This is a genomic window from Stenotrophomonas sp. AG209, from assembly GCF_003550055.1.
GTDB lineage: Bacteria > Pseudomonadota > Gammaproteobacteria > Xanthomonadales > Xanthomonadaceae > Stenotrophomonas.
The window spans coordinates 1660062-1680261 of record NZ_QXDB01000001.1; the positions used below are offsets into that span (position 1 = coordinate 1660062).

Below are 20200 nucleotides of genomic sequence, written 5' to 3' on the forward strand. Positions count from 1 at the left end.
GCGCATGAAAGCCCTGCACTCCCTCTTCCTCGCCGCCGCCCTGGCGCCGGCCCTGCTGTCCGTCTCCGCCCCCGCCCATGCCTGGGGCGCGCAAGGCCACCGCCTGGTTGCCGAAGTCGCCGACGCCCGCCTCACCCCCACCGCCCGCGCCGAAGTGGACCGCCTGCTGGCCACCGAACCGGACGCCACGCTGGCCAGCATCGCGCCGTGGGCCGACCAGCTGCGTGCCAAGGACCCGGGCCTGGGCCGTCGTTCGGCCGGCTGGCACTACGTCAACATCGCCGAAGACAACTGCCATTACGAAGCACCGAAGCACTGCAAGAATGGCAACTGCATCGTCGAGGCCCTGAAGGCACAGAGCGCGATCCTCGGCGATCGCAGCCTGACCGATGGCGAGCGCCTGCAGGCACTGAAGTTCGTCGTGCATCTGGTCGGCGATATCCACCAGCCGATGCACGCCGGTTATGCCCACGACAAGGGCGGCAACGATTTCCAGCTGCAGTTCGGCAACCGTGGTACCAACCTGCATTCACTGTGGGACAGCGGCATGCTCAACACCCGCAAGCTGGACGATGCCGGCTACCTGCCGCTTCTGCAGAGCCAGCGCGCACCGAAGCTGGCGCGCCAGTCCAACCCGCAGCGCGACCCGCAGACGTGGGCCGAAGCCAGCTGCCGCATCTCCATGCAAGCTGGCGTTTATCCGGCCTCGCATAAAATCGGTGACGAATATACCGAGCGCTACCGGCCGCTGGCCGAAGCGCAGCTGCGACTGGCCGGTGAAAACCTGGCGCAGTTGCTGAACCGCGTGCTCGGCACGCGCTGAGGAGGGTTCCGATGCCGGTCCAGGTGCAGTCGTTCTTCCACCGTGACAGCAATACCTTCAGCTACCTGGTCAGCGACCCGGCCAGCGGCGAGGCGGCGCTGATCGACCCGGTCCTAGACTACGACCCGGATACCGACGCCAGCAGCGAATCACCGCTGCGCGCGGCATTGCAGGCCATCGAGCAACAGGGCCTGCAGCTGCGCTGGCTGCTGGAGACGCATGCCCACGCCGACCATGTGTCGGCCGGGCGCCGGCTCAAGCAGCGCTTTCCGCAAGCCACGCTGGCCATCGGTGAGGGCATCCGCGCGGTGCAGGCGACCTTCGCGCCACGCTATGGCCTGCAGCTTCCAGGTGCAGATGAGATCTTCGATCACCTGTTCAGCGATGGCGAGACCTTTGCGCTTGGCGAACTGCGCGGCCAGGTGATCGCCGTGCCCGGCCACACCAGCGACAGCATCGCCTACCTGATCGGCGATGCGCTGTTCACCGGCGACTCGCTGTTCATGCCCGACGGCGGCACTGCCCGCTGCGACTTCCCGGGCGGTGATGCCGCACAGCTGTACCGCTCGATCCAGCGTCTGCTGGCGCTGCCCGATGCCACCCGCGTGTTCGTCTGCCACGACTACGGCCCAGGCGGCCGTGATTTCGCCAACGAAACCACCGTCGGCGAACAGCGCGCGCACAACATCCACGTGCATGACGGCGTGGCCGAGGCGGAGTTCGTCAGCGTGCGCCAGGCACGCGATGCCACGTTGGAAGAACCCAAGCTGATGCAACCGGCGGTGAAGGCCAACATCCAGGGCGGGGCCTGAGGTACGCCGGGCAGAGCCCGGCGCCATCGGTTTCCATCACGGACCGTGAGCGATCATTTTCCCTGCGTCCGCACCACATGCCGGCCCTTCACGATCTCGAAGGTGAAGGCGTACTGCAGGGTCACCGCCACCGGCTCGACCCGTTCGGCGCCGCGACAGTCGCCGCGGTTGGCAGGCACCTTGCCAGCCGCGAAGTGGCAGACCGCTGCGGACGAGTACTTCCACATCGCCACCGCCTCCTGAGCAGCTTGCAGCAGAGGCGCATTCTCGCGTGCAGCCCCTGCGGCGCAGTCCTGGCGATCGGTCAGCGGCATGCTGCGTTCGACGCTGCCCTGCGCATCAACCACCACCTGCAGGCAGATGGTGGTCGGCGCCAGTTCCGCGCGCGGGTCACGATCGCCGACCTCCGGGTCCGGTGCCGCGTACAGCTGTGGCATCCGGTAGCCCTCGGTCGCACCCAGCGAATACACCTGCAACTGTCCACTGCCACCGCCCGCCTGTGGCTGCAGGCGCTGATGGCCGACATTCTCACTGCGGGTATCCACCATGGTCAGCCGCTCCTGGCTCGCGCATCCTGCCAACAGCGCCACCGTCATGAGCAGCGGCGCACACTTCACTTCGCGTCCTCAGCGTCGTCCATGGCGAAGGTGATCGGAATCTTCACCGCCCCTGCAACCGGCTGGCCATGCTTGATCGCCGGCCGATAGGTCCAGCTGCGCGCCGCAGCAATCGAGACCGCATCAAACACACCCGGATTGGTAGCACTGAGCACCTGGACGTCAGTGGGATGGCCCTTGGCGTCCACTTCCACGCGCAGGTTCACCACGCCCACCTGGCGCTGCTCGACCGCAGACTTCGGATAGGACGGCGGTGGCATCTTGTCGACCTGGATCGGACGATCCAGTCCAGCCTTGGCCGCATCTTCTTCCGCAGTCGCGTACGGCTCGACACCGATCCTCGGACTCCCGGCCGTGCCGCCCTGGCTCGCCCACGCCACCGCTCCCATGCCCACGCACAACCCGACCACCAGCACCTGTCCGGACACCCACGGCAATGCCTTCCGCTTGGACTGCTTCAACATGGCAACACGCTCCTTCAACACGGGTTGGCTGCGCCAATGGCAGACCGCGGGCGCAACCGGATGGACCAGCTGCGCCTTCAGCAGCGTGCTGGCGTAGAGGCCGCGCAGCGCCGGCTGCGGGGCCATGGTGCGGGCGTCGCAGGCCAGTTCCTGGTCGCGCAGGAAGCGGCCCGCAGCCCACGGCAGGAGCGGGTGGAACCAGAACACCGCGCGCACCAGCAGCAGCGCCCCATTGGCCCAGTGATCGCCATTGCGCCGGTGGCTGTGCTCGTGCTGCAGGATCAGGCCCTGTTCCTGCGCAGTGAACTGCTGGTCGAAGTCGGGACCGACCACGATCCGTGGGCGCCACAGGCCAACCAGCGCGGGCAGGCCAGGATCGCCGCTGGCCTGCCAGCTGCCATCGGTGCGCGGCTTCAGTGGGCCCATGCATCGTTCGAAACGACGCTGTGCGCGCAGGTCGCGCAGCAGGCAGAGGCCCATGCCCAGCGCCCAGGCCAGCAGCAACAGTCCAGCCCCAGGCACCGACCCACCCGCTCCACCGTCGGTGGCCCCCGGCATCACTTTCAGCGGCAGCGTGGGTACCTGCTGCAACAACGCAACCTGTGGCAACGGCAGCATCAGTGCCACCAGCAGCATCGGCAGCAGCCACCAGCTGCGGTAGGCCAACCCAGCGCCCCCCATCCGCACCAGCAATGGCCGCAGCATCGCCAGCAGGACCACCCCCACTGCCAGCCACAGGCTGGCCTGCCACAGTCCGTCGAGCAGCTCAGTCATGGTCCAGCTCCTGGATAAGCTTCTTCAGTTCGGCGATGTCCTGCGCGCTCAACTGGCCGCGCTCGCTGAAGTGCGCCACCAACGGCGCCACGCGTCCTTCGAACACACGGCCAATGAAGTCCTGGCTCTGCGCCTCCACCCACGCCTGGCGCTGCAGCAGCGGCCGGTACAGGTAGCGTCGGCCATCGCGCTCGGCGGCGATCGCGCCCTTGGTCAGCAGGCGGTTGAGCAGGGTCTTGATGGTCGGCTCGGCCCAGTCACGATGGGCCAGCGCGGCCACTACCTCGTCGGCGCTACGCGGTGCCTGCTGCCACAGCACCTCCATCACAACGGCTTCGGCTTCGCTGATCGGGGTCATGGTTTACATCCGTAATCGACGTTTCGATTACGCGCGTAATCAAATCTCCTGTCAAGCCCCTCGACTCCGGGTTCATCCCGGCTGCGCGAGCATCGATTCCTCCCGCCCCAGGCATCGGATGAAGGCGCTGCCCAAGAAGGAGTTCCCGGTCGAGCAGGCCCGCCGCTTCCTCGAACCCGGCCCGATCGTGCTGGTCAGCACGGCGTGGCGCGGCCAGCGCAACCTGATGACGATGGGCTGGCACATGGTGATGGGCTTCTCGCCTTCACTGGTCGCCACCTACCTGTGGCACGAGAACTACAGCCACGCGTTGGCGCGCGGCAGCGGCGAGTGCGTAATCAATGTTCCCGGGATAGAGCTGCTCGATACCGTGGTGGACATCGGCAACTGCAGCGGCCGCGAGGTCGACAAGTTCGCGCGTTTCGGGCTCGACGCACTGCCCGCACGCGAGGTCGGTGCGCCGCTGGTCGGGCAATGCCATTCGTGCTTCGAATGCCGCCTCTACGACGACAGCCAGGTGGCAGCGAGCAATCTGTTCATCTGGGAAATCGTGCGCGCCCATGTTGCGCCCCGGCCGAAGCTGCCGCGCACGGTGCATTACCGCGGCGATGGGCAGTTCATGGTGTCCGGCGCGGAAGTCTCGCGTCGACGGCGGTTCAAGCCCGACATGCTGTAATGCCCGCACTCCCCACACGCAGGACCGCCGCGCATGACCGAACACCTCACCGACCTGGACGCCGCCGTCGACTGGTTGTTTGCGCGCGTGGACGGGCCGCTGCGGATCGGGGCACCGCTGGCACTGGGCAAGCCGCATCGGTTGCTCAATGCCCTCTACGCACGTGTCGAGCACGACCCTTCGCGGCCGCTGCAGCTGTATACCGCGTTGTCACTGAATCCACCGAAGGCGCGCGGCAACGGCCTGGAAGCACGCTTCATGGCCCCGTTCGCGCAGCGTCACTTCGGCGACGATTTCCCGCGCCTGGCCTATGCCGATGCGATCGCACGCGACGCGTTGCCAGCGCATGTGCAGGTGGAAGAGTTCTACATGCAGTCCGGCGCCCTGCTCGGTTCGCGCCAGGCGCAGTCCAGCTATACCAGCCTGAACTACACCCACGCCGCCGATGCGGTGGCGCAGCGCGCGCCGCAGGTGATCGTGCAGAAAGTGGCGATGCGGCCGGATGACCGTCGGCTTTCGCTGTCGTGCAACAACGACATCACCCAGGACACGCTGGATGCGATGACCGCTCGCGGGCTGCCGCGCCCGCTGCTGATCGCCGAAATCGATCCGCAGCTGCCCTACCTCGGCGGCACGGCCACGGTCGATGTGTCGTTCTTCGATCTGGTGATCACTCCGCCTCCGCCGTACCCGGCGCTGTTCGGGCTGCCGCGGCAGCCGGTCGGCGATGCCGACTACGCCATCGGCCTGTACGCCAGCACGCTGGTGCGCGACGGCGGCACCCTGCAGATCGGCATCGGCACGTTGGCTGATGCACTCAGCCATGCGCTGGTGCTGCGCCACACCGACAACGCGCGCTACCGCCGCGTGCTGCATGCGCTGGATCCGCAGCTGGCCAGCCATCCGCTGGTGCAGGAAATCGGTGGTGTGGACCCGTTCGAAGTGGGACTGTACGGCTGCAGCGAGATGCTCAACGAAGGCTTCCGCAGGCTGGTGCAGACCGGGGTGATCAAGCGCAAGGTGCACGACGACCTGGCGCTGATGCAGCGCATCGAGAATGGCAGCACGCTGTCGATCGACCACGCCACCCTGGCTGCCGAAGGCGAGTACCTCCACGGCGCGTTCTACCTGGGTTCGCCGGAATTCTACGAATGGCTGCGCACGCTGCCGGAAGACGAGTGCCGTGCGATCGGCATGCGCCGGATCAGCGAGATCAATCAGCTGTACGGTGGCAACGAGACGCTGGAACGCCTGCAGCGCCGGCACGCGCGCTTCTTCAACTCCTGCATGATGGCCACCGCGCTGGGCGCGGCGGTGTCGGACGCGCTGGACGATGGACGCGTGGTATCCGGTGTAGGCGGCCAGTACAACTTCGTGGCGATGGCACATGCGCTGCCGGAAGCCCGCAGCGTGCTGATGTTCCGCGCCGCGCGCGATGACAAGGGCCAGCGCGAATCGAACGTGCGTTGGAACTACGGCCACACCACCATTCCGCGCCACCTGCGCGACATCTACCTCAACGAATACGGCATCGCCGATCTGCGCGGCCTGACCGACGAGGACTGCGTGCATGCGATGACCGCGATCACCGAGGCCCCGTTCCAGGGCGGCCTGCTGCAGCAGGCACACGCTTCGCGCAAGCTGCTGGCGGCCACGCAACCGGATCCGCAGCGCCAGCAGCGCAACACGCCGCAGGCACTGGCGACGGCACTGGCCCCATTCCGCGCCGATGGCAGCCTGCCCGACTATCCACTGGGCAGCGATTTCAACGAGATCGAGCAGGTGCTGGTGAAGGCGCTGGGCTGGCTGAAGGCCAACACGCAGACCCGCGGCGACAAGCTGCGCACGGTCTGGGCAGCGCTGCGCCAACCCGCCGGCGATGGCGATGCGGTGTACCTGCAGCGCATGGGCCTGCAGGCGCCGAAGGATTTCGCAGAGCGCCTGGACGCGCGCCTGCTGCGGCTGGCGCTGGCACGCACCGCCTGAGAAAAGGGGACGGAGGGGATCAAGTCGTTTGTGCACAAACGACTTGATCCCCTCCGTCCCTTTTTCTCATCCACGCATGGCGTGGATCTACCGCTCTATCCTCACTGCATCCTCAAGATACAGACGGGCAATCGGTGGATGCGCTCGATGCTCGACCTGCCACAGGTCGTATGCCGCCTGCATCGCCAGCCACATGCGGGCATTGCCCAGACCTGCAAGCTCAAGGCGGAATGCGAGTTCCGCGGAGATGCCGGCGTGCCCGTTGATGATCGTCGACAGCTGTCCGCGCGAGTAGCCAAGATGCTGCGCCAGCGCACTGATCGACATACGGATTGCTGGCAGGATGTCTTCGCGCAGCGATTCCCCGGGATGCGGCGGATCATGCAACGGCATCGGGCAGACTCCTAGTGGTAATCAAGATAATTGACCAATTCGACGTCGAGCCCACGAAAGCGGAACACCAGTCGCCAACTCGCCGAGACACTTACAGCCCAGTAGCCGCTATAGCTCCCGCGCAGTGGGTGCAAGCGATTTCCGGGCAGCCCCATGTCCCCAGGCACGCGGGCCTGATCCAGCTGCAGAAGCAAACGCCGCAACCGGGCCACATGATCGGCACGGACTCCGGAAATGTCGCCCCGCTCATAGAGCGCCTTCAGGCCCTTATGCCTGAAGCTGACGATCATGCGGCGCCAGTGTAAGGCATCACCTTACACCCCGCAAATCCACCATGGGTTTCTGCGCCGCTCTTCTTGTCCATGACCACTTCTGAGGGTCCCTCGGCAGGTCCTTCTTTTCGCAAGGAATGCAGCTCAGATGAAGAGGCCAACGCGACACTGGTGCCGCCGGGTGGAGCATTCCGGGCAAAGGAAAAGGGGACGGAGGGGATTAAGTCGCATGTGCACAAACGACTTAATCCCCTCCGTCCCCTTTTTCTCTACTCAGGAGAACGAGAAAGGCCGGCTTGCGCCGGCCTTTCCTTTGTTGCGCCGAGAGGAGGCTTACAGCGCCTTGGCGGCTTCCACCACGTGGGCAGTGGTGATGCCGAAGTGCTTGTACAGCTGGTCGGCCGGGGCCGAGGCACCGAAGGTGTCGATACCGATCACCGCACCGTCCAGGCCAACGAACTGGCGCCAGAAACCGGTGACGCCGGCTTCCACGGCCACGCGCTTGCGCACGGCGTTCGGCAGCACCGATTCACGGTAGGCCGCATCCTGTCGCAGGAACACGTCGGTGGACGGCATCGAGACCACGCGGGTCTTGATACCGGCCGCGTCCAGCTGGGCCTTGGCTTCGGTGGCCAGCGAGACTTCCGAACCGGTGGCGATCAGGATCACGTCCGGGGTGCCGGCGGCATCGGCCAGCACGTAGCCACCGCGCTCGATCTGGGCGATCTGCTCGGCGTTGCGCGGCTGGTGCGGCAGGTTCTGGCGGCTGAACACCAGGCAGCTCGGGCCGTCCTGGCGGGTGATCGCGGCCTTCCAGCTCACCGCCGACTCGACCGCATCGCACGGACGCCACACGTCGTTGTTCGGGATGTAGCGCAGCGAGGCCAGGTGCTCCACCGGCTGGTGGGTCGGGCCGTCTTCGCCCAGGCCGATCGAGTCGTGGGTGTACACGTGGATGGCGTGGGCCGGGATCAGGGCGCTCATGCGCACGCCATTGCGGGCGTAATCGCTGAACACCAGGAAGGTGGCGTCGAACGGAATGAAACCACCGTGCAGGGCCAGGCCATTGGCAATCGCGGTCATGCCGAACTCGCGCACGCCGTAGTACACGTAGTTGGCGTTGGCGTCGTCGCTGGCGACCGACTTGCTGCCCTTCCACAGGGTCAGGTTGGAATGCGCCAGGTCGGCCGAGCCGCCGACGATTTCCGGCAGCAGCGGGGCATAAGCTTCGATGGCCAGCTGCGAGGCCTTGCGCGAGGCGATCGTCGGGCCTTCAGCGGCCACCTGGGCGATGTAGGCATCGGCCTTGGCAACAAAGTCGGCCGGCAGCTCGCCGTGCGAACGGCGGGTCAGCTCGGACGCTTCAGCCGGGTACTGGCTGGCGTACTTGTCGAACAGTTGTTCCCACTCGGCCTGGCGCAGGGTGCCGGCGCCATTGGCGCGCCAGCCATCGTAGATCGCCTGCGGGATCTCGAACGGACCGTATTCCCAGCCCAGCTGCTTGCGGGTGGCTTCCAGCTCGTCCTTGCCCAGCGGTGCGCCGTGGCTGGATTCCTTGCCCGCCTTGTTCGGCGAACCAAAACCAATGGTGGTGCGGCAGCAGATCAGGGTCGGCTTGTCGCTCTGCGACAGCGCGGCCTCGATGCCGGCCTTGATGCTTTCCGGGTCGTGGCCATCGACGTCGCGGACCACGTTCCAGCCGTAGGCCTCGAAACGCTCCGGGGTGTTGTCGGTGAACCAGCCCTCGACGTTGCCGTCGATGGAGATGTGGTTGTTGTCCCAGAAGCAGACCAGCTTGTGCAGGCCCCAGGTGCCAGCCAGCGAGGCCGCTTCATGCGACACGCCTTCCATCAGGCAGCCATCGCCCATGAACACCCAGGTGCGGTGGTCGACCACTTCCAGCTCCGGGCGGTTGAAGCGCTGTGCCAGCAGCTTCTCGGCCAGAGCGAAGCCCACGGCGTTGGCGAAACCCTGGCCCAGCGGGCCCGTGGTGGTTTCCACGCCCGGGGTCTCGTGGCGTTCCGGGTGACCGGCGGTGTGGCTGCCCAGCTGGCGGAACAGCTTCAGCTGCTCGATCGGCAGGTCGTAACCGCTCAGGTGCAGCAGCGCGTACTGCAGCATCGAACCGTGGCCGTTGGACAGCACGAAACGGTCGCGGTTGAACCAGTGCGGATTGCTCGGGTTATGGCGGAGATAGTCGTTCCAGAGGACTTCGGCGATGTCGGCCATGCCCATGGGCATGCCGGGGTGGCCGGACTTTGCGGTTTCAACCGCATCGGCGGCAAGGAAGCGGATGGCGTTGGCCAACTGGCGACGGGTAGGCTGCGTCATGGTTCTGTCGGAATCGGGAGGCGGCCGCGGACGTGCGGGCGGCCTATTGTCCCATAGTCGCCGGGCGGGGGGTCGGTTCACCTTGCCTGGTCGTGCCGGTCGCTGGCCGGCACTTCATGATCTCCGCCGGATTCCGCATGTGAAAAGGGGTCAGAGCCCTTTCCCTGCGGAAAGGAATCCGACCCCGATCAGGTCGCCAGCAGTGGTTCCGGACTCAGTCCTGCTGCGGGCCCAGCGCCGGGCCGTCGTGGGACTCGCCCTTGGCCACCAGCGTGGTCAGGGCCAGGTCGCCGGTCACGTTCAGCGCGGTGCGGCACATGTCCAGGAAGTGGTTCACGCCCAGGATCAGGCCGATGCCCAGCGGGTTCACGCCGACCATCGCGCAGATCATCGCCACCACCGGCAGCGAGCCCGACGGCACACCGGCGGTACCGATGCCACCGAGGATGCAGACTGCCATCACCATGAACTGCTGGCCGATGCTCAGGTCCACGCCGAAGAACTGGGCCAGGAAGATCACCGTCACGCCCTCGAACAGCGCGGTGCCGTTCTGGTTGGCGGTGGCGCCCACGGTCAGCACGAAGCGCGACACGCGCTGCGGCAGGCCCATCTGGTCGGCCACGCGCAGTGCGGTCGGCAGGGTGGCATTGCTGGAGGCGGTGGAGAACGCCATCACCGTCGCTTCCTGGGTATCGCGGAAGAACGACAGCGGCGAGCGACCGGACAGCCACACCGCGGTACCGTAGGTCACGATCATGTGCAGGCCCAGCGCCAGCACCACCACGCCCACGTAGGCACCGAGGCGGATGATCAGCTCGAAGCCGAACAGTGCAGCCAGGTTGAACATGAAGCAGGCCACCGCATACGGGGCCAGGCGGATGACCAGGTTGATCAGGGTCATCGAGATTTCGAACACGCCTTCGATGGCGCGGCGCAGCGGGGCGACCTTCTCGTTGTCGGTCAGCACCATGCCGATACCGAACATCAGCGCGAAGAACATCAGCGACAGGATCGCGCCGTTGTCCGAGGCCGCCTGCAGCACGTTGCTCGGCACGATCGACAGCAACATGTCCATGCCCTTCGGCGTGCCATGGATGCCCGCGACGATCTCCTTGCTGCGCTCGGCGTTCTCCGACAGCATCATCGCGGCGACCTGCGGGTCGACACCGGCGCCCGGCTTGAGCACGTTGACCAGCACCAGGCCGATGCCCACCGCGATGCCGGACAGCAGCACGGTGTAGGCCAGCGTCTTCCAGCCGATGCGGCCGAGGGCGCGGATGTCGCCCATCTCCGACACGCCCATGATCAGCGCCGAGAAGATCAGCGGCACGATCAGCATGAAGATCAGGTTGAGGAACAGGCCCGACGCCGGGGTGGTGACGTAGTCCATTACCCACTTGGCACCGGCCTGCAGACCATCGACGCTGCCGCCCAGGGCGTGCACGATCAGTCCCAGGACCAGGCCGATCGCAAAGCCGATGCCCATCTTCCAATGCAGGGGCAACTTCTTCTTGTCGGCAGCAGCTGCTGTCATACGCGGGTTTCCTCGAAAAATGAATGCACTCTAACAAAGCGCGCAAGCGGCGCCGGTTCAGGTTCGCCGCGGTGGATACAGCGGCGCCAGGCCAGTGTCGGCGGTGCCTGCGGCCGCCGACCAGTGCGGTCCGTCACGGAAGACCTCGCGCAGGCGCGCACGCAGCGGCGCCAGATCACCCTGCCCGCCCCAGCGTGCCTGCTGCAGGTCCTGCAGCACCTGGCGCTGGGCTGCATCCCCAAGCCGCGCGATGACCTGCTCGATGCGTTCAACGCCGGCCATCGCACACAGCTGTGCTTCCACCTGGTCGAAGCCCTCGCCATCCAGCGCGCGGCGCAGTTCGGCCAAGCCGGCACGCCCGCTCGCCACAGTCGGCACAGAGGGTTTGCCGGCTGCAGGTGCCGCCGTACGCGGGCGGCGACCGCGCTGCCAGCCCCACAGCAGGGTCAGCAGCCACAGCAACGCCAGGCCGATGGCCGCCGCCATCCACGGCCACGGACGCTCGGACAGGCCGCTGGCACGCGGATCGGTCGCCGCGATGCGGCTGTCCTGGCCATCGGCGCCCGGCAGCGCGGCGTCGGTGTCGATCGGTGGCAACGGTGGCGGTGAGGCAGTGCCAGTACCCGTGCCGGCCGCGACGGCAAGCGTCAGGTCCGGCAGCTTCGCCTCCTGCGCCTTGCCGTTACGCACATCCCACCAGGGCAGGCGCGGCCCCGGCACCACCAGCGCGCCCGGCTGGCGCGGCACGATCGAATAGCGGCGGGTGATCTTCAGGCGCGGCGTGCTGCCGTTGAAGGTCTCTTCGTACTGTGCCGGTTCGGCGAACACCTGCGCATTGGCGCCGACATCCGGCACCGGCAGGTCGGTGAACTGCGCACGCGTCGCGCCTTCGGCAACCGCTTCGACCACCACGTTGGCCGCCTCACCGGTGCGGGCACTGGTCGGCGCACTGGTGTAGCGCAGCTGCAGGCTCTGCAGGGGCAGCCACGGCTGCGGGGCCTGCGCCGGCTGTGCCTGCACCTGCAGCGTGCGGTCGGCGCTGGTGGCATTCATGCGACCGTCGCCACCGCCGAAGAAATCATCGAAGAAGCCACCGGCGCTGCGGCCACTGAAACGCGCACCGGCCAGCTTCAACGCGCCACTGCGCTCGGGGATCAGCAGGAAACGCCGTTCGACCACGTTGTAGCGGCGCCCGTTGACCTGGCGCACATCGGTGCGGTCGTCGCCCACGCGCTGCAACGACGCGCCCGCCGGGGTATCCAGCACCAGTTCGCCGGAGGCAAGCTGCGAGGCGAAGTACAGGCGCACCACCACGCCCACGCTCTGCTGCACATACGGCGTATCGTCATCGACAACGGTTTCGATGAAGGCCATCGCATTGCTGTCGGGCCCCGCCACGGCGGCCGCATCGACCTGCAGCGTCAGCGGCGCGGTGCGCACACTGCCCACCTGCAGGCCCGGCACCACCAGCGCACCACTGCGCCGTGGCGTCAGCGCCACGCCATACAGGTTGCGCTGCTGCATGCTGCCATTGCTCCACTCCACCTGGCGGCTGCTGGTCTGCCCGCTCAGATCGAAGTCGGTACGCAATGGCGTGAAATCCGGCGCGCCCTGATCGCTCTCGACATTGAGGGTCACCGTATCGCCCATCGCGATGCGGTCGCGGTCCAGCCACGCGCGCGGCTGCGCCCAAGCGAGGAGCGGCAGCCACAGCAGCAGTGCCGCCAGTACCTGTAGTGGCCAGCGCCCGTGCATCTTGATCGCCCGCGTCATCGCCCTTCCCTCTTCCTGCGTTCGTTTTCCAGCTGGAACTTGGCCCGCAGCAATGCGCCCGGATCATCCGGCACACGTCGCATCCACGCCTCCACGGCCTGTTGCTCCTCGCGCTGGCGCGGGGTGGCGCCCTCGCTGCCTGGCACGGGCTTGCCCTCCTGCTCGCCCTTGCCCTCACGTGCCTGCTGCATTGCCTGCTGCATGCGCTGGCGCTGCTGCTCATCGGCCTGCGCCTGCGCCTTGGCATCCTCCACCTGTGGCGGTGCCTGCTGGCCATCGCGGCCACGCTCGCCAGGCTGAGGCTTCGACTGCGCGTTGTTGTCACCCGCCTTGGGCGGGTCCTGCGGGCCCGACGACGGCTGGCCCTGGCTGGGATTCTGCTGGCCCTGCTGCGGCTGCCCCTGTGGGTTCTGCTGGCGCTGCGGGCTCTGTGGTTGCTTCTGCTGCCCGTTCTGCGGCGGCTTCTGCTGATCCTGGCCCTGGCCGCCACCGGATTGCTTGCGCTTGCGTGCGGCATCGACCACGGCACGGTTGGCCACCGCATCGGCCATGCCCGGATGCAGTGCCAGCGCACGGTCGTAGGCAGCAATCGCGTCGTCGTAGTTGCCTTCGCGTGCCAGTGTGTTGGCCAGGTTGTACCAACCGGCATCGTTGTCGATGCCTTCGAACTGTTTGCGTGCAGTGGCGAAGTCGCCCTTGCGGTAAGCCTGAACCCCCTCGGCCAGGCGCTGGTGCTGCACCTGGTCGCTTCGCTTCCACAGCGTGCCCTGCACCGGCTGCGAGGCAGGCGTCGCAGGGGCCTGCGCCTGCGCGTCATTCATCCATGGCAGCAGGCCGACCGCGAGCACCGCGGCCAGCACCGCGCGACGACGGAAGGCCAGCAATGCCAGCAGCATCACCGGCGGCAGCAGCCAGAAGCCTTCGTCACGCCACTGCTTGCCTTCGCCCGGCCGCTGCGCCGCCGTGCCTTCGCGCGCGTCGAGTACACCGAGCGCACGAAGATCACTGTCATCGGCGGAGATGCGTGCATAGCGGCCGCCACCTGCAGTGGCTACCGCACGCAGGCTGCCCTCATCCAGCGCAGCCTGGCGGATCTGCCCACTGCCATCGCGGTAGGCCGCACCGGCAGGCGTGCCCAGTCCCAGCACCGACACCTGCAAGCCCAGGCCGCGCGCCTGTGCCGCCGCCAGTGCAGCTTCGCTATCCGCCTGATCGCTGACCAGCAGGATCTGCCCCTGCAGCGCACCGATCTGCCGCATCAAGCGTGTTGCCCAGTCGATGCCGCGGTCGGCACGCTGGCCATCGCGCGGCATCACGTCCGGCGACAGCGCATCCAGATACAGCGCGACGTTGCTGCCGTCGTCGGTCAGCGGTGCCACCGTGTAGGCATCATCGGCATACACCACCAGCCCCACCTGCCCGCCCTGGCGCGCGCGCAGCAGCTCGCCCACTTTCGCCCGCGCCTGCAGCAGGCGCGACGGTGGCAGATCGGTTGCGGTGATCCGGCTGGACAGGTCCAGCACCACCAGCAACGGTGCGCTGGCCTGGAACATCGGCTGTGCCTGCTGGCGCCAGCTCGGCCCGGCCATGGCCAGCGACGCCAGTGTCCAGCCGAGCAGCAACACCCAGGGCAAACGTGCCCGCCGCCTTGCACCGGCGGCCAGCAGGTGCGGCAACAGGTGCGCGTCCACCGCCTGCCGCCACACATCACTGCGCCGTTGCCGGTACAGCGCCAACGCGATGATCAGTGGCAGCGCCAGCAGTGCCCACAACCACTCGGGCCGCAGGAAGTGCAGCGCGTTCCAATCGGGAAGATTCGAAGCAAACGCGATCATCGGCGACGCTCCGGCCACAGCCATGCCAATGCGCCCAGCAGCAATGCCAGGCCCAACGGCCACGCATAGCGTTCCTCGCGCGGGCGCAGGCTCGGGCCCTTTGCGGCCACTGGCTCCAGGCGATCGAGCTCGGCATAGATGCCGGCCAGCTGCGCGGTGTCCCGCGCACGGAAGAACTGGCCACCGGTCATGCTGGCGATCTTCTTCAGGGTGGCCTCATCGACCGGATCCTGGTCGGTGGAAATCGGAATGCCGAACAACCGCATGCTGCCATCGCCGCCAAACGCGACCGTGTGGATGCGCACGCCCTCGGCGCGCGCCACTTCCGCAGCGCGCAACGGCTCCAGCACACCGGCATTGCTGACACCATCGGTCAACAGGATCAATACGCGCTGCCCCTCCGGCTGGCTGCGCAGGCGCTTCACTGCCAGGCCGATGGCATCACCGATGGCGGTCTCGCGCCCGGCCAGGCCGACCACGCTGTCGCGCAGCTGGTCGCGCACGCTGGCCAAGTCTGCGGTCAGCGGCGTGAGCGTGTAGGCGCGGTCGCCGAAGATCAGCAGGCCGACGCGGTCGCCGGCACGACGATCAAGGAAGTCGGCCAGCACGGCCTTGGCCGCGGTGAGGCGATCGACCGCCTGGCCGCCCAGCACCATGTCGCCCTCGCCCATGCTGCCGGACACATCCATCGCCAGCATCATCTGCCGCCCCTGCTGCGGCGGCGTGATCGCTTCGCCCAGCTGCTGCGGTCGCGACAGCGCGATGCACAGTGCACACCAGCCCAGCCACAGCAGCAACGTGCGCAGCCACGACACGTCAACACGGCCGCCACCAGACAGCGCTTCCAGTTCGGCAGCCGCATAAGGCACACGCAGTGCGGCGCCCGGTTCTGCACGGCGCTTCCACCAATGCATCAGCAGCGGCAACGGCAGCGCCAGCAAAGCCAGCGGCCATGCCAGCTGCAGGTCCGGCCATGGCCAATAGGTCGTCCACAGGTTCATCGACGACGCTCCAGCAGCATCGCCAGATAGCGTTCGCGGGCCCAGCTGCGCACAGCGGCCACGTCGTTGCTGTCGACGTGCGGGCGATAGGCGCCTTCGGCAAGCAGACTGCGGCGCGCATCGGGCAAGGTGCCCTGCGGGTCCAGGCGTTGCCACCAGGCATCATCGCGCAACGATTCGCTGCCCGGCTTCGCATGGCGTGCGGCACGGCGCAGCAGCCCCGCAATGGCCGCCAGTTCGGCCGCGGCGTCGCTGGTAGTTGCCAGTTCCTGATCGAATTGCTGCAACCAGTGCTGGCGACGGCGGCGACGTCGCCACATCACCACGGCGATCACCAGCAGCACCAGCACGACCACCGCGCCGATCATCAGGTAACCGGGGGCTGGCGGCCACCATGACGGTGCCGGCGGCAGCTGCACATCGCGCAACGGCAGAGCGGCGCTCATGCCGGCACCTCAGTCGGCGACGGCGCCAGCCAGGCGTCGCTGGGCGCATCGGAGGACAGCACCTGCACATCGACACGGCGTGCGCCGAGCTGGCGTCGCAGTTCCTGCAGCGGCTCGACGAAGTGTGCCTGCCAATGTGCCTGCACCTCGCTGCGACGCAGGTCGAGACCGATACGCTGCTGTGCGGTCTGGAACTGCAGCGCCGCCGAGGGGGGATGCAGTTCCAGCGGATCGACCAGCAGCACCAGGCTGAGGTCGTGATGCTGGGCCAGTGCGCTCCAGCGCGCCGGTGCAATGCGGATGGCCTGCTGCGGATCGGCCAGTACCAGCATGCGTGCCCCCGGGCGCAGCACGCGACCGGCATGATCCAGCGCGCGCTCCAGGCCCAGATCGTCGGCTGGCGGCTGTGCGTACCAGCGGGTCAGCGCGTCGAGCACGCGCAGCACGCCGCGTGGACCACCTGCGGGGGCGATCGGCGCTTCGCGGTCGCTGCCACGCAGCGCACCCACACGATCGCCACGGCGCTGCGCCGACCACGCGGCGACAGCACCCGCGCGTGCGGCCTGCACCGATTTGAAGCGCACGCGGGTACCGAAGTACAGCGCCGGCGACGTGTCGGCCACGATCAGGCTGACCCGCTCGCGTTCGGCCTGGAACAGTTTGGTGTGGGCCCGGCCAGTGCGTGCGGTCACGCGCCAGTCGATGTGGCGCGCGTCGTCGCCGGCCACGTACTCGCGCGACTCGGCGTACTCCATGCCGCGGCCGCGCAGCGGGGACGGCGCCTGCCCTGCATTGCCGGTGCGTCCACGTCGCGGCGGCGGTGGCCGCTGCGCCAGCCGGCGCAGCGCGACCAGTTCGGCCAGCTGCGGGCGCAGCCCGTCACCTTCGAGCGCAGACGGTGCGTGTTCCAGGGATGGATCGGTCATGCGCAGGCTCAGGGTGCCGGCACCCGGGCCAGCAGCTCCTGCACCAGGCGCTCGCCGTCCCAGCCCTCGGCGGTGGCTTCATAGCTGGGCAGCACGCGATGGCGCAGTACGTCGGCGGCCACCGCACGCACATCATCGGGGGTGACGAAGTCGCGGCCGGCCAGCCAGGCGCGCGCACGTGCGCAGCGTTCCAGTGCGATGGAGCCACGCGGGCTGGCCCCCCAGGCGATGCGGCGGCCGAGGCCGGCGTCGTAGCGCGATGGATCGCGCGAGGCCAGCACCAGTTCGATCAGGTAGCGCTCCAGCGCCGGCGCCATGTGCAGGTCCAGCACTTCGCGGCGGGCGTCGAACACGTCCTGCATCGGCATCTTTTCGGGCGCCGGCGCGGCCTCGCCCAACGCGCCACGGGCGCGCTCGCGGGCCAGCCGCAGGATTTCCGATTCGGCCGCCTGGTCCGGGTACCCGATGCGCACATGCATCAGGAAGCGGTCCAGCTGCGCTTCCGGCAGCGGGAAGGTGCCTTCCTGCTCGATCGGGTTCTGCGTGGCCATCACCAGGAACAGCGGCGGCAGCGCATAGGTATGGCGGCCAACGGTGACCTGGCGCTCGCCCATGGCTTCCAGCAGCGCCGACTGCACCTTGGCCGGCGCGCGGTTGATCTCGTCGGCCAGCAGGATCGGGTGGAAGATCGGGCCGGGCACGAACTCGAAGCGGCCCTCCTGCGGGCGCCAGATCTCGGTGCCGGTCAGATCGGCCGGCAGCAGGTCCGGGGTGAACTGCACGCGGGCAAAGTCCGCTTCCAGGCGCGAGGCCAGTGCACGGATCGCCGTGGTCTTGGCCAGGCCCGGCGCGCCCTCCACCAGCAGGTGGCCGTCGGCCAGCAGCGCGATCAGCAGGCGTTCGACCAGTGCCGCCTGGCCGACGATCTCGGCCGACAACGCATCGCGCAACTGGGTGAACGCCGCATGCAGGCGGGAGGTTGCCGGCGCGGGCGGCGGCGAGACAGTTTCGGGCATCGGCGGTGGCAGGTTCATGGGGGCCTTTGACCGGCGCAGGACGGCACGGGTTCCCGACATCATCGCAGGGTGCCTTGCGATTGGCATCAAGAACGGCTGAACGGCCCATCCACGCATGGCGTGGATCTACTTGTGGAAACGAAGAAGGGCCGCGCATGGCGGCCCTTCTTCGTTTCGCGGGTGGCGCGGGCTCAGTTCTGCTTGGCCACGCGCAGCACCTTCGGGGTGACGAACACCAGCAGCTCGGCCTTGTCCTTGTTGCGGCCGCGCTTCTTGAACAGGTTGCCCAGGAAGGGCACGTCGCCCAGGAACGGCACCTTGCTGATGCTGTTGCGATCGGTGAACTCGTAGACGCCACCGATCACCACGGTCTGCCCATCCTCGACCAGCACCGCGGTGTTGACTTCGCGGCGGTTGATCGACGGCACGGTGCCGTAGCCTTCCAGCTGGATCAACTGGTCGACTTCGTCCTTCTTCACCTGCATGTTGAGGAACACGCGGTTGTCGTTGGTGATGGTCGGGGTGACCTTCAGCTCCAGCACCACTTCCTTGAACTGCACGTTCGGCGTCGCCACGCCGCCAGCGGTACCACCGCTGATGGTGACATAGCCGATTTCCTTGCCCTGCTTGATCATCGCTTCGCGCTGATTGGTGGTGACCACGCGCGGGTTGGAGATCACCTCGCCTCGCGACTCCTGCTGCATGGCCGAAAGCTCCACGTCCAGCAGGTAACCGGCATTGAGGATCGACAGTGCCAGCGAACCCGGGTTGCTGGCGGCGGCCACCGGCAGGTTCCAGTTCAGGCCACGGGTGATCGCCGAGCCGGATTTCACCGGCGGCGGGCCGACCCGGCCACCGGCTTCCCAGTCACGCTCGGCCTTGGCATTGGCCAGGTCGGTCGTGACCTGCGACTCGCGGGTCTTGGCATTGGCATCCAGGCTGCCGCTGAAGTACACGTTGTCACGGCTGCCGCTGACACCGAACTTCGCGCCCAGCTCACGGGCGAAGGTATCGGTGGCGATGACGATGCGGCTTTCGATCAGCACCTGGTCGACCGGGCGGTCGATCACGTTGATCAGCTCGCGCATGCGCGCGATCTTCTTCGGGATGTCGCTGATCATCAGCGTGTTGGTGCGCTCGTCGGCCACGATGCGGCCGCGCGAGGACAGGAAGCCACTGTCTTCCTGCGAGGAGGAACCACCACCACCGCCGCCACCACCACCGCCACTGCCGCCGATGCCCTTGGCCTCGGTCAGCGCTTTGAAGATCTGCGTGGCGCTGTGGTAGTTGATCTGGATGTAGTCGGTCTGCAGGTCTTCGCGGTTCTCGATGGCGATGCGCGCGTCTTCCTTCTCCTGCTCGAACTTGGCCAGTTCAGCCTGCGGAGCCACCCAGATCACGCTGCCGTCGCGACGCTTGTCCAGGCCCTTTGCGCGCAGGACGATGTCCAGCGCCTGGTCCCACGGCACATTGACCAGGCGCAGGGTCACATTGCCCTGCACCGAGTCGGACGCAACCACGTTCAGGTTGGACTCCTCGGCGATCAACTGCAGCACGGTGCGCACCGGCACGTCCTGGAAGTTGAAGGTCACCGGCTTGCCGGTGAAGCCGCGCTGGCCGACGGCCTTGGCCGCCTGGGTAACGCTGCCGGCGGTGACCGCGCCGACGGCGGCCTGGGCCTGCCGCGGGCTGATCTCGACCACGTACTCGTTGCCGCTCTGGTAGGCCAGCGATTCCACCGCGCCACCAGTGCTCAGCACCAGCTGGGTGCCGGCACCGGACGGCTTGGCGTCGATGCGCTGCACCGGCGTGGCGAAGTCGGTGACGTTCATCGGCTTCTGCAGGTTGGCCGGCAGTCGGGCATTGCCGACGTCGACCACCACGCTGTTGCCCTGCGTGCGCAGGTCAGGGATCGCGCCCTGCCCGTCGAACTGCACGATCAGGCGCCCGGCACCGTCATCGCCACGCTTGAAATCGATCTTGGCCACCGACAGGCCAGCCGGCGCGGCGGCCGGTGCCACGGTGGCGCCCACCGGCTTTTCCGCCGGTGCGGCAGCCAGCGCCGGAGCGCAGGCCAGCATCAGCGCGACTCCCAGCGCGCTGACACGGTTCAAGGTAGAGCGCCGGATGGGACGCAGCCCCTTGGCTTGGTGAAAGGTCATC

Annotated in this window: 18 protein-coding genes; 4 read left to right on the top strand and 14 right to left on the bottom strand. The window is 67.6% G+C overall.

Going from position 1 to position 20200, the window contains the following annotated elements:
- Positions 1 to 4 precede the first annotated feature (4 nt).
- Positions 5 to 823 (top strand): S1/P1 nuclease, encoded by an 819-nt coding sequence (locus DFO63_RS07750; RefSeq protein WP_119006725.1) that lies wholly within the window; start codon positions 5 to 7, stop codon positions 821 to 823.
- An 11-nt stretch (positions 824 to 834) separates the two neighbouring features.
- Positions 835 to 1635, top strand: a complete 801-nt coding sequence (locus tag DFO63_RS07755; protein ID WP_049442701.1) for an MBL fold metallo-hydrolase — start codon at positions 835 to 837, stop codon at positions 1633 to 1635.
- 53 nt (positions 1636 to 1688) lie between these two features.
- Here the strand turns inward: DFO63_RS07755 and DFO63_RS07760 are convergent, their stop codons facing one another.
- Genes DFO63_RS07760 through DFO63_RS07770 form a run of 3 tightly spaced genes read right to left on the bottom strand, consistent with a single transcriptional unit; the run spans position 1689 to position 3848 of the window.
- On the bottom strand, positions 1689 to 2252 hold the full coding sequence (locus DFO63_RS07760) for a hypothetical protein (protein WP_049442702.1): 564 nt from the start codon (positions 2250 to 2252) through the stop codon (positions 1689 to 1691).
- Positions 2249 to 3490: a TonB family protein gene (locus DFO63_RS07765; protein ID WP_049442703.1), complete on the bottom strand. Its 1242-nt coding sequence runs from the start codon at positions 3488 to 3490 to the stop codon at positions 2249 to 2251. Before DFO63_RS07765 ends, DFO63_RS07760 begins: the two co-directional genes overlap by 4 nt.
- On the bottom strand, positions 3483 to 3848 hold the full coding sequence (locus tag DFO63_RS07770) for a BlaI/MecI/CopY family transcriptional regulator (protein WP_012481135.1): 366 nt from the start codon (positions 3846 to 3848) through the stop codon (positions 3483 to 3485). Before DFO63_RS07770 ends, DFO63_RS07765 begins: the two co-directional genes overlap by 8 nt.
- A 118-nt stretch (positions 3849 to 3966) precedes the next feature.
- Here DFO63_RS07770 and DFO63_RS07775 point away from each other — a divergent pair, with 118 nt between their 5' ends.
- Both DFO63_RS07775 and DFO63_RS07780 read left to right on the top strand, forming a co-directional pair.
- Entirely contained in the window at positions 3967 to 4524 is a 558-nt protein-coding gene (locus tag DFO63_RS07775; protein ID WP_049442704.1) for a flavin reductase family protein, read from the top strand.
- Between the two features lie 33 nt (positions 4525 to 4557).
- Positions 4558 to 6510 carry an acetyl-CoA hydrolase/transferase C-terminal domain-containing protein gene (locus tag DFO63_RS07780; protein WP_049442705.1) on the top strand — a complete coding sequence of 651 codons (1953 nt, stop codon included), beginning with the start codon at positions 4558 to 4560 and terminating at the stop codon, positions 6508 to 6510.
- An 87-nt stretch (positions 6511 to 6597) separates the two neighbouring features.
- Here DFO63_RS07780 and DFO63_RS07785 read toward each other — a convergent pair whose 3' ends face one another.
- From DFO63_RS07785 to DFO63_RS07835, 11 genes are all read right to left on the bottom strand, one after another.
- Positions 6598 to 6903, bottom strand: a complete 306-nt coding sequence (locus DFO63_RS07785) for a HigA family addiction module antitoxin (protein WP_049442706.1) — start codon at positions 6901 to 6903, stop codon at positions 6598 to 6600.
- An 11-nt stretch (positions 6904 to 6914) separates the two neighbouring features.
- On the bottom strand, positions 6915 to 7193 hold the full coding sequence (locus DFO63_RS07790) for a type II toxin-antitoxin system RelE/ParE family toxin (protein WP_049442707.1): 279 nt from the start codon (positions 7191 to 7193) through the stop codon (positions 6915 to 6917).
- A gap of 315 nt (positions 7194 to 7508) precedes the next feature.
- Positions 7509 to 9506, bottom strand: a complete 1998-nt coding sequence (gene tkt, locus DFO63_RS07795; RefSeq protein WP_049442708.1) for a transketolase — start codon at positions 9504 to 9506, stop codon at positions 7509 to 7511.
- Positions 9507 to 9720: 214 nt separating this feature from the next.
- The gene (locus DFO63_RS07800) at positions 9721 to 11040 is read right to left on the bottom strand and encodes a dicarboxylate/amino acid:cation symporter (RefSeq protein WP_119006726.1); all 1320 of its coding nucleotides are present in this window, start codon (positions 11038 to 11040) and stop codon (positions 9721 to 9723) included.
- A 57-nt stretch (positions 11041 to 11097) separates the two neighbouring features.
- A complete protein-coding gene (locus DFO63_RS07805; RefSeq protein WP_049442710.1) occupies positions 11098 to 12813 on the bottom strand; it encodes a BatD family protein in 1716 nt (571 codons plus the stop codon).
- Positions 12810 to 14648: a VWA domain-containing protein gene (locus DFO63_RS07810; RefSeq protein ID WP_049442761.1), complete on the bottom strand. Its 1839-nt coding sequence runs from the start codon at positions 14646 to 14648 to the stop codon at positions 12810 to 12812. The genes DFO63_RS07805 and DFO63_RS07810 overlap by 4 nt, the downstream gene beginning before the upstream one ends.
- Positions 14645 to 15649 (bottom strand): VWA domain-containing protein, encoded by a 1005-nt coding sequence (locus tag DFO63_RS07815; RefSeq protein WP_049442711.1) that lies wholly within the window; start codon positions 15647 to 15649, stop codon positions 14645 to 14647. Before DFO63_RS07815 ends, DFO63_RS07810 begins: the two co-directional genes overlap by 4 nt.
- Positions 15646 to 16095 (bottom strand): DUF4381 family protein, encoded by a 450-nt coding sequence (locus DFO63_RS07820; RefSeq protein ID WP_049442712.1) that lies wholly within the window; start codon positions 16093 to 16095, stop codon positions 15646 to 15648. Before DFO63_RS07820 ends, DFO63_RS07815 begins: the two co-directional genes overlap by 4 nt.
- Positions 16092 to 17021: a DUF58 domain-containing protein gene (locus DFO63_RS07825; RefSeq protein ID WP_119006727.1), complete on the bottom strand. Its 930-nt coding sequence runs from the start codon at positions 17019 to 17021 to the stop codon at positions 16092 to 16094. Before DFO63_RS07825 ends, DFO63_RS07820 begins: the two co-directional genes overlap by 4 nt.
- An 8-nt stretch (positions 17022 to 17029) precedes the next feature.
- On the bottom strand, positions 17030 to 18055 hold the full coding sequence (locus DFO63_RS07830; protein WP_049442714.1) for a MoxR family ATPase: 1026 nt from the start codon (positions 18053 to 18055) through the stop codon (positions 17030 to 17032).
- Between the two features lie 173 nt (positions 18056 to 18228).
- A complete protein-coding gene (locus DFO63_RS07835; protein WP_119006728.1) occupies positions 18229 to 20199 on the bottom strand; it encodes a type IV pilus secretin PilQ family protein in 1971 nt (656 codons plus the stop codon).
- Position 20200 lies beyond the last annotated feature (1 nt).